The sequence below is a fragment of the Blautia sp. KLE_1732_HM_1032 genome, from assembly GCF_025147905.1.
Taxonomy (GTDB): domain Bacteria; phylum Bacillota; class Clostridia; order Lachnospirales; family Lachnospiraceae; genus Blautia_A; species Blautia_A fusiformis.
In genome coordinates this window covers 1,221,008-1,235,385 of sequence record NZ_CP102266.1, presented here as the reverse complement: position 1 = coordinate 1,235,385, position 14,378 = coordinate 1,221,008, and the positions used below count along the sequence as shown (strand labels likewise).

General features: G+C 44.3%; 14 protein-coding genes and 1 pseudogene. 4 read left to right on the top strand and 11 right to left on the bottom strand.

Annotated elements, in window-relative coordinates; all coding sequences use genetic code 11:
- Positions 1 to 46 precede the first annotated feature (46 nt).
- From rfbA to rfbD, 3 genes are all read left to right on the top strand, one after another.
- Positions 47 to 943, top strand: a complete 897-nt coding sequence (rfbA, locus tag NQ489_RS05930; RefSeq protein ID WP_015525711.1) for a glucose-1-phosphate thymidylyltransferase RfbA — start codon at positions 47 to 49, stop codon at positions 941 to 943.
- A gap of 93 nt (positions 944 to 1,036) precedes the next feature.
- Positions 1,037 to 2,071, top strand: a complete 1,035-nt coding sequence (rfbB, locus tag NQ489_RS05925) for a dTDP-glucose 4,6-dehydratase (protein WP_021651092.1) — start codon at positions 1,037 to 1,039, stop codon at positions 2,069 to 2,071.
- Positions 2,068 to 3,000: a dTDP-4-dehydrorhamnose reductase gene (rfbD, locus tag NQ489_RS05920; protein ID WP_021651091.1), complete on the top strand. Its 933-nt coding sequence runs from the start codon at positions 2,068 to 2,070 to the stop codon at positions 2,998 to 3,000. Before rfbB ends, rfbD begins: the two co-directional genes overlap by 4 nt.
- A gap of 123 nt (positions 3,001 to 3,123) precedes the next feature.
- On the opposite strand, the gene NQ489_RS05915 is transcribed toward rfbD, so the two are convergent.
- The 8 genes and pseudogenes from NQ489_RS05915 to NQ489_RS05880 all read right to left on the bottom strand — a co-directional run.
- Positions 3,124 to 3,360 (bottom strand): hypothetical protein, encoded by a 237-nt coding sequence (locus NQ489_RS05915; RefSeq protein WP_227945595.1) that lies wholly within the window; start codon positions 3,358 to 3,360, stop codon positions 3,124 to 3,126.
- Between the two features lie 12 nt (positions 3,361 to 3,372).
- Positions 3,373 to 4,746, bottom strand: coding sequence for an LCP family protein (locus tag NQ489_RS05910; protein ID WP_227945594.1), 1,374 nt, complete (start codon positions 4,744 to 4,746; stop codon positions 3,373 to 3,375).
- Positions 4,747 to 4,965: 219 nt separating this feature from the next.
- On the bottom strand, positions 4,966 to 6,804 hold the full coding sequence (gene glmS / locus NQ489_RS05905; protein WP_173739928.1) for a glutamine--fructose-6-phosphate transaminase (isomerizing): 1,839 nt from the start codon (positions 6,802 to 6,804) through the stop codon (positions 4,966 to 4,968).
- Positions 6,805 to 6,885: 81 nt separating this feature from the next.
- Positions 6,886 to 8,274 (bottom strand): phosphoglucosamine mutase, encoded by a 1,389-nt coding sequence (gene glmM, locus NQ489_RS05900; RefSeq protein WP_021651087.1) that lies wholly within the window; start codon positions 8,272 to 8,274, stop codon positions 6,886 to 6,888.
- A gap of 131 nt (positions 8,275 to 8,405) precedes the next feature.
- Complete coding sequence (locus NQ489_RS05895) at positions 8,406 to 8,729, bottom strand: MAG6450 family protein (RefSeq protein WP_021651086.1); 324 nt, start codon at positions 8,727 to 8,729, stop codon at positions 8,406 to 8,408.
- Between the two features lie 2 nt (positions 8,730 to 8,731).
- Positions 8,732 to 9,328, bottom strand: a complete 597-nt coding sequence (locus NQ489_RS05890) for a Panacea domain-containing protein (RefSeq protein ID WP_021651085.1) — start codon at positions 9,326 to 9,328, stop codon at positions 8,732 to 8,734.
- Positions 9,329 to 9,428: 100 nt separating this feature from the next.
- Complete coding sequence (locus tag NQ489_RS05885; protein WP_156906914.1) at positions 9,429 to 10,049, bottom strand: hypothetical protein; 621 nt, start codon at positions 10,047 to 10,049, stop codon at positions 9,429 to 9,431.
- Positions 10,016 to 10,963: pseudogene (locus NQ489_RS05880) on the bottom strand (AAA family ATPase); the annotation flags it as partial. The gene NQ489_RS05885 and the pseudogene NQ489_RS05880, both read right to left, overlap by 34 nt.
- 283 nt (positions 10,964 to 11,246) lie before the next feature.
- Between NQ489_RS05880 and NQ489_RS05875 the strand changes: the two are divergent.
- On the top strand, positions 11,247 to 11,894 hold the full coding sequence (locus NQ489_RS05875) for an Rpn family recombination-promoting nuclease/putative transposase (RefSeq protein WP_326929030.1): 648 nt from the start codon (positions 11,247 to 11,249) through the stop codon (positions 11,892 to 11,894).
- Positions 11,895 to 11,909: 15 nt separating this feature from the next.
- On the opposite strand, the gene NQ489_RS05870 is transcribed toward NQ489_RS05875, so the two are convergent.
- The 3 genes from NQ489_RS05870 to rfbC are packed head-to-tail and all read right to left on the bottom strand — an operon-like array spanning position 11,910 to position 14,373.
- Complete coding sequence (locus tag NQ489_RS05870) at positions 11,910 to 12,476, bottom strand: VanZ family protein (protein ID WP_021651080.1); 567 nt, start codon at positions 12,474 to 12,476, stop codon at positions 11,910 to 11,912.
- Between the two features lie 20 nt (positions 12,477 to 12,496).
- On the bottom strand, positions 12,497 to 13,735 hold the full coding sequence (locus NQ489_RS05865) for a nucleotide sugar dehydrogenase (RefSeq protein WP_021651079.1): 1,239 nt from the start codon (positions 13,733 to 13,735) through the stop codon (positions 12,497 to 12,499).
- A gap of 35 nt (positions 13,736 to 13,770) precedes the next feature.
- The gene (gene rfbC / locus NQ489_RS05860) at positions 13,771 to 14,373 is read right to left on the bottom strand and encodes a dTDP-4-dehydrorhamnose 3,5-epimerase (RefSeq protein WP_021651078.1); all 603 of its coding nucleotides are present in this window, start codon (positions 14,371 to 14,373) and stop codon (positions 13,771 to 13,773) included.
- Positions 14,374 to 14,378 lie beyond the last annotated feature (5 nt).

Genomic DNA, 14,378 nt, shown 5'->3' with positions numbered 1-14,378 from the left:
GCAGGCACGACTTATGCTGCACATCATCACGCAAAGGAGAAAACATATGAAAGGAATTATTTTAGCCGGAGGCTCCGGAACACGTCTTTACCCGCTTACCATGGTGACCTCCAAACAGCTTCTGCCGATCTTTGACAAACCGATGATCTACTATCCTATGTCTGTTCTTATGAACGCAGGCATCCGTGATATCCTGATCATCTCCACCCCGCAGGATACCCCGAGATTTGAGGAACTTCTCGGTGACGGCCATCAGTTCGGTGTCAACCTTACCTATGCTGTACAGCCAAGCCCGGACGGACTTGCTCAGGCATTTATCATCGGCGAGGAATTCATCGGCAACGACACCGTATGTATGGTCCTTGGTGACAACATTTTCGCAGGACATGGCCTCAAAAAGCGCCTGAAAGCTGCTGTAGACAATGCAGAAACAGGCAAAGGTGCCACTGTTTTCGGATACTATGTAGATGATCCGGAGCGTTTCGGCATCGTGGAATTCGACCAGAACGGAAAAGCTGTTTCCATTGAAGAGAAACCGGAAAAGCCCAAAAGCAACTACTGTGTAACCGGTCTCTACTTCTACGACAACAAGGTTGTAGAGTACGCAAAAAATCTGAAGCCAAGCGCAAGAGGCGAGCTTGAGATCACAGACCTGAACCGTATCTACCTTGAGAAAGGACAGCTGAACGTTGAGCTTCTGGGCCAGGGCTTCACATGGCTGGATACCGGTACACACGAAAGCCTTGTAGAGGCAACCAACTTCGTAAAAACCATGGAGCAGCATCAGCACCGCAAGATCGCATGCCTTGAGGAGATTGCTTACTTAAACGGCTGGATCACAAAGGAGGACGTGCTCAAGGTTTACGAAATCCTTAAGAAAAACCAGTATGGCCAGTATCTCAAGGATGTTCTGGATGGAAAATATCTGGACGCGCTTCACTAAGCCGATCTGATTTTCCGACACTGCATTTACCTGCGGACTCCGTTTCGACGGAATCCGCATAAGATCAATCATTTATTATAAAGGAGATTTTTTATGACAATCATCGTTACCGGCGGCGCCGGATTTATCGGAAGCAACTTTATTTTTCATATGATGGAGGCTCATCCGGATTACCGTATCGTATGCCTGGACTGCCTGACCTATGCCGGAAACCTTTCCACTCTTGCACCGGTCATGGACAAACCGAACTTCCGCTTTGTAAAGGAAAGCATCACAGACCGTGACGCTGTTTACAAGCTTTTCGAGGAGGAGCATCCTGACATCGTGGTAAACTTCGCAGCTGAGAGCCACGTAGACCGTTCCATCGAAAACCCGGAGGTATTCCTTGACACCAACATCAAGGGTACTGCTGTTCTCATGGATGCCTGCCGTAAATACGGAATCCAGCGTTATCATCAGGTTTCCACAGACGAGGTTTACGGAGATCTTCCGCTTGACAGACCGGACCTCTTCTTCACAGAGGAAACTCCGATCCATACAAGCAGCCCGTACAGCTCCTCTAAAGCAGGTGCTGACCTTCTTGTTCTCGCATACCACAGAACCTACGGCCTGCCTGTGACCATCAGCCGCTGTTCCAACAACTACGGCCCGTATCACTTCCCGGAAAAGCTGATCCCGCTGATGATCGCCAACGCTCTGAACGACAAACCACTCCCGGTTTACGGAAAGGGTGAAAATGTCCGCGACTGGCTCTATGTTGAGGATCACTGCCGTGCCATCGACCTGATCATCCACAAAGGACGTGTAGGCGAGGTTTACAATGTAGGCGGACATAACGAGATGAAAAACATCGATATCGTAAAACTGATCTGCAAGGAGCTTGGCAAACCGGAAAGCCTGATCACACATGTAGCAGACCGTAAAGGCCATGACATGCGCTACGCTATCGACCCGACCAAGATCCACAACGAGCTTGGATGGCTTCCTGAAACAAAATTCGCAGACGGAATCAAAAAGACCATCAAATGGTACCTTGACAACAAGGAATGGTGGGAAACCATCATCTCCGGTGAGTATCAGAACTACTACGAAGAAATGTATGGAAACCGCGAGGAGGTTAAAGCATGAGATTTTTCGTAACAGGTGTTGGCGGCCAGCTTGGCCATGACGTAATGAATGAACTGTCCGGCCGTGGACATGAAGGCGTAGGAAGTGACATTGCTCCTTCCTACAGCGGCATCGCTGATGGTACTCCTGTTACCACCATGCCTTATGTGCAGCTTGATATCACAGATAAAGAAGCGGTAGCAAAAACCATCCGTGAGGTAAAGCCTGATGCAGTGATACACTGTGCCGCATGGACGGCCGTAGACGCTGCAGAGGACGAGGAAAACCGTGAAAAGGTACGTCTTGTCAATGTTGTAGGGACACAGAACATTGCGGACATCTGCAAGGAGCTTGGCATCAAGATGATGTATATTTCCACAGACTACGTTTTTGACGGCCAGGGAACCACACCATGGGATCCGGACTGCAAGGACTACGCTCCACAGAACGTATACGGTCAGACCAAGCTTGACGGTGAACTGGCCGTATCCGGCACTGTAGATAAATTCTTTATCGTACGTATTGCATGGGTATTCGGCAAAAACGGCAAAAACTTTATCCGTACCATGGTAAATCTGGGAAAAACCCATGACAAGCTTACCGTAGTCAGTGACCAGATCGGAACTCCGACCTATACCTACGACCTTGCCCGTCTTCTGGTAGACATGGTCGAGACAGAGAAATACGGCTACTATCACGCAACCAACGAAGGCGGCTTCATCAGCTGGTATGATTTCACTAAAGAGATCTTCCGCCAGGCTGCTGCCCTCGGCCACAAGGAATACGAAAAAGTAGAGGTATCTCCTGTCACAACTGCAGAGTACGGCGTTTCCAAGGCTGTACGTCCATTCAACAGCCGCCTGGATAAATCCAAGCTTGTAAAAAACGGCTTCCAGCCACTTCCAACATGGCAGGATGCCCTGGAAAGATATCTGAAAGAGATCCTGTAAAAAAAATCCATCGGCGATTGCCGGTGGATTTTTTTCATTCTGTTTCTCATGAAAAAACAGCCGGTGGAAAGCTTTACGCTTCCCCGGCTGTTCTTATGCTAAAATTTTAATAAGTTTATCTTACTACTGTGCAACAGTTCCGTCTGCTGCCTGGGCATCTGCTGTGCCATCCTGTGTGGCATCTGCAGTCTCACCCTGCGCTTCTGCTGTACTTCCCTCTGCAGCTGCCTGTGCATCATTATCCGTAGCTGCTGCCACTGATGTTGCACTGTCTGCCTCCTCCTGGGAAACAGTCTCTCCGTCACGAACCTTCTTCATCATGGCCTCCGCCTTCTGAACGGTAGACTCATCCGGGATCATAACGTAAGCCTTCTAGCTCATGGAGTACGGCTTCTGTGTGTCACCGGTACCATTTACACTGTAGCTTACGATGTTCCAGTCACCGCCGTTGTTCAGCTGCTGCTGGAGCAGTCTGGCGATCTCCTCATAGGAGATATTGGTCTCAAAGCATCCCTGGATGCTGGAAAGAACAGAAGAATAATTCTTCAGAAGCTCCGGTGAAAGAGCCTTGTTGATCACACCCTTGATCACTGCCATCTGGTTCTTGCCACGCTGACGGTCGCCCTCTTTAAAGGCATAACGCTCACGGCTGAATACCAGAGCCTGCTCACCGTTCAGGTAGTTTTCTCCCTGATTGAAGTGATATCCTGTCTCATTCTTGGAATCAAAGTCATAGTCAGAATAAACAGTAACTCCGCCAAGCGCATTGATCAGCTGCTCAAATCCCGCAAAGTTGATACGGAAATAATAGTTGATATCCTCATTATAAAGCATACCCAGAGTATCCATACATACATTGATACCATAGATACCTGCATGTGTCAGCTTATCTCTCTGTCCGCCTGAAATAGAAAGCGGTACAAAATAATCACGAGGTGTGGAAACCAGAAGCACCTGTCTGGTAGCTGTATTTACCGTAGCAATGATATTGGAATCGCTTCGGCTCTTTGCAACAAGGCCGCTGCGGCTGTCGATACCACTGATAAAGATGGTATATATAGAACCGTCATTGGTATTCTCTTCAGCCTTCGCCTCTGTCTCCTGGGGCTCAATGGTCGTCTCCACCTTCTTCACGGTCAGCTCTTTGATCCTGGAAGAAATATCGGAATATCCATCCATCTCTTCAATAACGCTTAAATATGCGCTGTTCAGCACGATCGCACCTGTCTGTCCGTTCAGAAGACCGTCAACCAGCTCTGTAAGTCCTGCATACTCCTGGACCTGCACAGTCTTGCCTGTCTCGGAATCCACCTCCTGGATAGCCTTGTCCGAATTGGCTCTGTCAAGATCTGTCAGCACACCATACACATAATCTGCTGTAGCCTCTATGGAATCTGCAGAATCATCTGCACGGACATAAATGCCGACCTCCGTAACCTCTGTGTTCACACCGGAAATCCCTGCCAGTGTGGAATGTGTCTTATAAACATACATACTTCCGAGAATAAATACTGCTGCAAAAACTGCTGCCAGGATCACTCCCACTACAAATCTTATCTTACCATCCGTACTCCATACAAGCGCTCCGACGATCACGATCAGGACCAGCATTACCAGTCCGATCACTGCAATGAACTTCGTCGGGATCACCTTCATATTCAGAAGCATGACCGCAAATACGATTGCTGTGATCAAAACCACAAGCGTCACGATCAGCCCTGGGATATGTTTTCCCATTTTTCTCATATGCAATCCTCCATTTTTGATGGTACAGAGAATATTTCATATGGACACTCTCTGTACAGATTCAAATATCCTAATCATTTTACGCTTTTTTACTGATAAAAGCAAGAAATATCGTAAATCGCCAAATGCAAAAACAGTTCCGTGATATCATGATCCTTTTATGCTCTCACGATGTCACGGAACTGCCTCTAAAATGTTCCTTCCATGAAACAGATATCCTTATTCCACGGTAACACTCTTGGCAAGATTTCTCGGCTTATCCACATCCAGACCTTTATTTACACTGACATAGTAGCCCAGAAGCTGCAGCGGGATCACTGCCAGCGAAGTTGCAAAATGCGGATCTGTTTTCGGGATATAAACCGTAAAATCTGCAGTATCCTCGATATTATAGTTTCCAAACGTAGTAAGCCCCATCAGATACGCCCCACGGCTTCTGCACTCCACCATGTTGCTGACTGTTTTCTCATAAAGCTCCGGCTGTGTCAGGACACCGATCACAAGGGTGCCGTCCTCGATCAGGGAAATGGTGCCATGCTTCAGCTCGCCAGCCGCATACGCCTCAGAATGAATGTAGCTGATCTCCTTCATCTTAAGGCTGCCCTCAAGGCTGATGGCATAATCGATCCCTCTTCCGATAAAAAAGATATCCTTTGCATTGGCCTGCTTGGAGGCAAACCACTGAAGCCTTTCCTTATCCTCGATGATCCTGCCGATCTTGTCCGGAAGTGTCTTCAGTTCCTTAATGTAGGACTCACACTGCTCCTCTGAGATCTTTCCGCGGACCAGTGCCATCTGCAATGCCAGCACATAGGAAGCGATCAGCTGTGTACTGTACGCCTTGGTGGTAGCAACCGAGATCTCCGGTCCTGCAAGTGTGTAGAATACATGATCCGCCTCTCTTGCAATGGAAGAGCCGACCACATTGACAATAGCCAGCGTGCGGATCCCCTTCTCCTTACATTCCCGAAGCGCAGCCAGACTGTCCGCAGTCTCACCGGACTGACTGATGATCACTGCCAGGCCGTCAGGATCCAGAAGCGGCTTCCGGTAACGGAACTCCGAAGCAAGCTCCACACGCACCGGAATACCTGCAAGATCCTCAATCACATACTGTGCAGCCATTCCCACATGGTAAGCAGAGCCGCAGGCCACGATATAAACCTGGCTGATGCTGCGGATTCTCTCATCATCCAGACCGATCTCCGTCAGATCCAGCTTGTCCTCCCGGATAACGGAATTCAGTGTATCTGCGACTGCCTTCGGCTGCTCATGGATCTCCTTCATCATGAAATGCTCAAAACCGGCTTTCTCCGCTGCCTCTGCATCCCACTCAATGATCTTAGGCTCCTTCTCGATCTCCTCACCATCCAGATTGTAAAAAGTGATCTCACCCGGTTTTACACATGCCAGCTCCAGATTTCCGATATAATAAACATTTCTTGTATACTTCAGGATCGCAGGAACATCCGATGCGATATAGGATTCTCCATTCTCCACACCCAGGATCATAGGGCTGTCTTTTCTCGCTACAAAGATCTCTTCCGGATAATCCCGGAACATCATTGCCAGCGCATAGGAACCACGGATACGCACCATTGCATGACGCACTGCCTCAACCGGAGATCCGCCGTATTTCTGGTAGTAATAATCCACCAGCTTCACAGCAACCTCCGTATCTGTGGAAGAATAAAAAGAATATCCCCTGCGGAGAAGCTTCTCCTTCAGCTCCTGGTAATTCTCGATAATGCCGTTATGCACAGCTGCCACATTTCCGTTATCACTGACATGAGGATGGGCATTGACCTCTGATGGTTCTCCGTGAGTTGCCCAGCGGGTATGACCGATTCCGCACATACCCGGAACAGATTCACCTGCGTTTGTTTTCTCCAGAAGGACCTTCAGACGGCCCTTCGCCTTAATGATCTCGATATCCTTTTCCCCGTCACGCACTGCGATGCCGGCGGAATCATATCCTCTGTATTCCAGTTTGGAAAGCCCGTCCAGAAGGATGGGTGCTGCCTGATGCCTGCCTGTAAAACCTACAATTCCACACATGATTTTTTTCTCCTCTTATTGCATTTTTATATTCTTCTGACTGCTCCGTTCTTCAGACACCTGCGGTCTGCATCCAGGACATCACTCTGCCACATGCCCCTTCTTACGGACGATCTCAACCACCTGGTCCACATATTTTCTGCAAAGTTCCTCACTCTCTGCCTCAACCATAACACGGAGCAGAGGTTCTGTGCCGGATTCTCTCACCAGGATCCTTCCGGTGTCTCCAAGCGCCTCAGCCACACGCTCTACTGCTGCCTGCACATCCACATCTGCCTGCGCTGCTGCCTTGTCATGGACACGCACGTTCTCAAGAACCTGGGGATAGATCGCCAGATCAGCGGTAAGCTCACTGAGCTTTTTCTTCCTTGCCATTATAACTTCCATCATCTTCAGACTTGTAAGGATGCCATCCCCGGTAGATGCATACTTGGAAAAAATAATATGCCCGGACTGCTCACCACCAATACGGCAGCCATTCTGCATCATATATTCATAAACATATTTATCCCCTACTGCTGTCTTCGCATACTCGATATCAAGAGCATCAAAAGCCTTGTAAAGGCCAAAATTGGACATTACCGTAGTTACAACCGTATTGGTGAGAAGCTTTCCGCGCTCCTTCATGTAACGACCGTACACATAGAGGATCGCATCTCCGCTGACCACATTTCCCTTCTCATCCACACAGAGACAGCGGTCCGCATCTCCGTCGTAGGCAAAACCAACATCCAGCCCCTTCTCCACTACAAGCTTCTGAAGACCCTCGATATGGGTGGAACCGGCATTGTTATTGATATTGGTACCATCCGGCTCAGCATTGATCACATAAGTCTTCGCTCCCAGCGCATCAAAAACCGCCTTTGCGATATTCCATGCACTTCCGTTGGCACAGTCCAGACCAATCCTCATTCCCTTAAAGGAATATACTCCCAGGGAGATCAGATATCCTATGTAACGGTTCCGGCCTGCAGAATAATCCACCGTCCTGCCGATTTCACCGCCCTTTGTAAAAGGAATCTCACGCCATTTCTGTCCGAACAGCTGAAGACGGTCATCCAGATAATCCTCCACCAGCGCGATGATCTCCTCTTCCATCTTCTCACCCTGGCCATTAATCAGCTTGATCCCGTTATCATAATAGGGATTATGGCTGGCAGAGATCATAATACCACAGTCAAAGCCATCGGTACGGGCAACATAAGCCACAGACGGTGTTGTTGTCACGTGGAGAAGATAAGCATCCGCTCCGGACGCCACCAGTCCTCCAACCAGTGAATACTCAAACATATAGCTGGAACGTCGGGTATCCTTGCCGATCACGATCCTGGCCGCAGCCGTCTCCCCCGCTCTTCTGCGCAGCTCATTATAATACCATCCCAGAAAACGCCCGATCTTAAATGCATGATCCGCTGTCAACGAAACACCCGCCTCCCCACGGAATCCATCTGTACCAAAATATTTTCCCATTTCTTGCTCTCCTTTGTGTGCTGATATTTATAACTTATCTTATATATTAATGTATAAGGACAATGTTATTTCCGCATTATCCTTATGCATCAATATATCTTGTTTTTATTACTATAATATATTTTATTCCGTTAACTTCTATGTACTTTATGTCTTGGGTCCAATCGTATGATCTTATAATATCCTGCTTCTATAACAACATGTATACGAAATACCTCAGTTACTGCATAATGATATACCTGCATTCCATTATACACATCATCCGTATCTGGTTTATGCGAATACGCTTTATCTACCTGTGTGACTGTCATTTGAGAAACCTTGTTCAAAAATATTTGAAACTGTTTCACATTTTCCGGTGTAAGTTCCTTAAATGTATACCCATTCTCCAAATGATATTTAAAACACAATTCAAAAGGTACTTCCCGATTTTGTTTTTCCGTTAATTTTGCCATTATTAATCACCACAATAAATAGCCTTATAGTAAGATGCCATCGTTTCAGGAGAAATGATAACTGTACATCTCTCCTCTGGTTCATATCCTCTCCGAGCTTCTATCCAGGGTAATTCTCTATGTGTAAGTGTCTCAAGCGCATTGCCAGTGCTCTCTCCATACGTATCCCACACATCTTCCAACAATCGAATATCATCATCTGATATCTTCAGAGCAACCTTCTCTTTTATACAAATCGTATCATATCCAAATGCCTTAAAACGCTCCCATAATGCAGGAGAAACCGGTCCATGTACCCAAGCCTGAAAATCTGTATTCATAAGTCGAAAACCTTTCAAAGCATAACACCAGGCCTGTGCATAATAACATAATTTCTGCAATTTTTTATGAGTCATCTGTCCTTTAGTCAAAAACCAGTTTGCAATATCAAATACAGAATACTTTCCCTCTTCATTAACATCAATATTAATCGATTCTTCTGGATTTACAATAACATATTTTTCTGTATCGGTAGGTATTGCAGACGTAGTAATTGCATGATATGCAGTATATGATGTTGTAACTGCAGTATTATGTTTGGAATTCACTACCTCTTTCATAAACAATATCCTCCATTCTATTGCTTGACTGTACCTGCATTTTTTCTATTAAACAGTCATGCCTCCAGCCTTCAAAATTCACTCTGTTTTAAACAGCAATCTATCCATCTGGCAAAGTTCCCCGGATAACAGTCCCTTCTGTTGAAAAATAATCCGCTCCTCCAACTATACTTTCCAACAGGCCTCTACGCACCACATATGCACCATTCACTTCCGTTAGTAAAAATGGTTTGCTAAACATCAATTCTTCGTTTATATCATCATAAATCTTTTTGATGATTTTATATTGTGTCTCGGATGGTTTTATAATATTTAATCCCAGTTCATCCTTAGCTTCCCGTCTGTTAATAGTATAATCATGACTTCCAGATTCGCTGCACAGAAATGCTATGATCTTCTTAATCTTTTCCGGATCTCTAACCTGATTTTGAAGTAATTTCTCTGCCATCATTTGAAACTGAGCCTTGGAACGGTAAACTTCCCCCAAAACCAAAGGATGTACAAAATCTGTCAACTTTTCAAAAATACTTGCAAGGGACGCTGTATCATCAATCTGCATTTCATTTTTTGCAAATTCAAGATATCCTTTAACAGCCTCTACACTTACCGGATATATGCCTCCATCCTGCAACCTGGGATTCAATGGGGTATGTAAACTCGGATCTATTGGTCCTAATGTATGATCTAGTAAGACTGCGGCTCCGCATCCGGATTCCCACACAAACAATCTACATGATTGATCACATCCCATGGGCAGTACACATCCGTATTTCCAAAATGATATCCATCATACCATCCCTTTGTTTCGGAAAGATGATCCTCCCTGCCATATGCTGTAAGCAATCTGCAGACCTTATCATCTGTAAAACCAAAATGCTCATCAAATCGATGATCCGTGATCGAAAGCACTTTGAAGTTATTAAGTCCTGTAAAAATACTCTCTTTAGACACGCGAAGACACCCTGTTAATACTGCAAAATACAGAGAATCGTTAGTCTTAAGTCCCTGTCCGAACACACCGCGTATCATGAACACCATTTCTTTATAATAGCCATGCTGAAAAGCCTTATCCAGAGGAACATCATATTCATCTATAAAAATGATCGTCTTCTGCCCATAATGCTTATGCAGCAGCTGAGACAATATCTGCAGCGCAGAAGAAAGGATATTTTCATCCATAGAATATCTGCCATTCTCTACAGAGATCAATGTACGATATATATCTTTATCCGTTTCTGTCAGTCTGTCACTCTCCAATAAAAACAGAAAACGACTGGCCTCTCTGCCTACCAGTTCTGTCAGCTGATAGCGCGCATTCTCAAAGGTAAGTCCATCAACATTCTTCAGCGATAAAAACACTACCGGAAATTTCCCCATATACTGTTCACACAGTTCTTGTTTCCGGGAAATATAAAGACCTTCAAACAGAGCTTCATCTGCCCCGATCTCGAAGAAACAACGAAGCATACTCATATTCAATGTTTTCCCAAAACGCCGAGGTCTTGTAAACAGATTTACTTTCCCCCACTGATCGATCAGTTGTTCGATAAGCCTGGTCTTATCTACATAATAAAAACCCGCCTGACGAATTTTCTGAAAATTCTCGATTCCCACCGGTAGCTTCGGTCTCTTTATATTCCGCGTTCCACTCCCTTTCAATGCGAAAAATCACATACAAATATGCCAATTGCCACGTGATTCGTGCTTTCAGAGTAGCACAATACGCTCTTTTTGTCTATTGATTTATTTCGACTCCGTTCGACAAACATATCCGCTTTACCTGCGCAGCTCTGAAGCTTTTTCACAAAATCCTCTTTCCAAAAGCAATGAACTATGTTACCCTGAAAATGGATCAGATGATAAAATAACTCTGATCACATAACAAGATCGAAGGTGGTGAAACCTATAGGTACAAAGGATACCATCACCAAAGATTACATGGCTGACAACCCACAGAGAAGCAAAGCAATGGCCCTCCACATCCGGAGAATATCTCACCGGCTTCTACAAGGATGACCGGCTGATTCCGGTCATCACCGTAGTCGTATACTTCGGCTCCGATACCTGGAAAGCTCCCAGGAGCCTCCACGAAATGCTCTCTGTCCAGGATTCCGAGATCCTTTCTCTGGTCCCCGATTATCGGATCAATCTCTTCTCACCTGCTAAGATAAAAGATGAGGAACTCAATAACCTCCAGAGCAATCTACGGGAAGTCATGCTCTTCATCAAATATGTCAAAGACAAACGGAAACTTAAGGAGCTCACGTCCGAGAACTCCGGTTTCCAGTCGCTCGAGCTCAAAGCAGCCCGGAGCATCGATTCCATAACAGGTATCCATTTACGTTTCACGGAAACAGAAAGGAGCGTTAATATGTGTCAGGCTGTTCAGGAAATGTACGATGACGCACGCGCCGAAGGTCATCTGGCCGGACGTACTGAAGGTCTTCAGGACCATGCTTTACTTACTGCACAGCGCATGCTAGAGGATTCCAGATTCTCACCTGAAGATATCTCCAGATTTTCAGGGTTGCCACTTGAGGATGTTCTGAAATTGCGGGAGAAATGATGATTGAGAAAATGCTCAGGAAGCGTGAGGCTTCCTGAGCATTTTAAATTTCTTTAGCATTCTCAGCCAACACCAGGAACCCAAAACAGCTCCCATCATACATCCAACCCCATTGTGGATAATATCATCAAACTCAAACAATCCTCGGCAGGTGATCAACTGCAATAGTTCTATCACAAACGATGTTCCCATTCCAATCACCAAACCTCTTTTCCAGCTGATTCTCTTATCTAAAGCACCTGGCAATAAACAGCCATACGGCATCAATAATATGCAATTTAGAATATTTTCCTTCAGCATCTCATTGTCATGATATACAAAAAATGCTTTCCAGGACCAGAATATATGAAGTTCATATTGAGGATATGCCTGTGGAATGCGAGTAAAAACTGTAGACTCCAATACCGTCCAAAGAAATATATAAATTGCGATATACGCCAGACTTTGTGAAAAGTTAATTCTGTTACTTTTGTATGACTGTTTTATGATCCGGCTAAAACACAATAAAAATACGAAAAACCAACAACCCCCTGTTATTCCCCAACTAGGATTGTGCTTAGTAATTGTTTTATAAATATCCATTTAAATTTATAACTTATCTTTTAATCTCTGTAAAAGATATCTCTTGTGTATACTCGTTCTTTTACATCATCCAGACATTTATCATATCTATTTGCAATAATCGCCTGACTCTGCTCTTTAAATGCCTCAAGATCATTTACAATTTTACTTCCAAAAAATGTTGTCCCGTCCTCTAATGTCGGTTCATAAACAATAATGGTGGCACCTTTGGCTTTAATGCGCTTCATCACACCTTGTATAGAAGACTGACGGAAATTATCTGAATTTGATTTCATGGTAAGACGATATACACCAATTACAACCTCTTTTTCCATTGAAACATCATAAGTATTTTCATCACCATAAGCATAGTATTCTGCCTTCTGTAAAACTCTGTCGGCAATAAAGTCTTTCCTCGTTCTGTTAGATTCTACAATGGCAGACATCATATTCTGTGGAACATCTTCATAGTTTGCCAAAAGCTGCTTCGTGTCTTTCGGCAAACAATATCCACCATATCCAAAGGATGGATTATTATAATGAGAACCAATACGCGGATCCAGACATACTCCGTTAATAATCTGCTGTGTATTCAGTCCTTTCATCTCAGCATAAGTGTCAAGTTCATTAAAATAAGATACCCTCAGTGCCAGATATGTATTTGCAAAAAGTTTAACCGCCTCTGCTTCAGTGAATCCCATAATCAAAGTATCAATGTTTTCTTTAATTGCACCTTCCTGCAACATTCCTGCAAAAGTATTGGCTGCCTTTACAAGCCTTGCGTTCTGTACATCAGTTCCCACGATAATTCTGGATGGATATAAATTATCATATAGCGCCTTTGATTCCCTAAGAAACTCTGGACTGAAAATAATATTGTCACAATGATACTTCTCTCTGACACTGGCTGTAAAACCAACTGGGATCGTAGACTTAATGATCATTACCGCATCCGGATTATACTGAATCACTAGCTTAATAACTGCCTCTACTGCAGAAGTATCAAAGAAATTCTTCTTACTATCATAATTCGTCGGAGCGGCAATGACAACAAAATCCGCATCCTTATATGCCTCCTCTGCATCCAGTGTAGCTGTCAAATTTAATTCTTTTTCTGTTAAGTACTTCTCAATATACTCATCCTGAATCGGACTGATTCTCTTATTAATTTTTTCTATTTTTTTCGGAATAATATCAACTGCCATTACTTCATGATGCTGTGATAACAATGTCGCTATGGATAAACCAACATATCCTGTTCCTGCTACTGCAACTTTCATATTTTATGCCTTTCTTCATTTATCATAAAATGAAACTAAAATTTGAATGTTTCTTTAAGTCTCTGCCATTTTTGATCTTTATCTGACAAATTAAGCTTCGTTCCATCATTCAACGTATATCCTTTTCCAGATGCTGTACCGTTATATTCTCCCTTCAATTCCGGCCAAGTAATTCCAATCTCAGGATCATTCCATGCAAGACCACCTTCATCTCCTGGATGATAAAAATCGGTACATTTATAACAAAACTCTGCCATGTCACTTAACACCAAGAATCCATGCGCGAATCCTTCAGAAATATAAAATTGTTTTTTGTTTTTTTCAGTAAGTTCAACACCATACCACTGTCCATATGTTCTACTGTTAGCTCTTAAATCAACTGCAACATCAAATACAGATCCTCTGATAACCCTTACAAGTTTACCTTGCGGATATTGTTTTTGAAAATGAAGTCCTCGTAATACCCCCTTAGTACTCATACTTTGATTGTCTTGAACAAAATGCAGATTAAGCCCAGCTTCTTTCATATCATTAAGATTATATGTTTCCATGAAGTAGCCTCGTTCATCTCCGTGAACAGCAGGCTCAATCACATATAATCCTTCAATTGATGCTTTTGTTACTTTTATCTGTCCCATTTCTA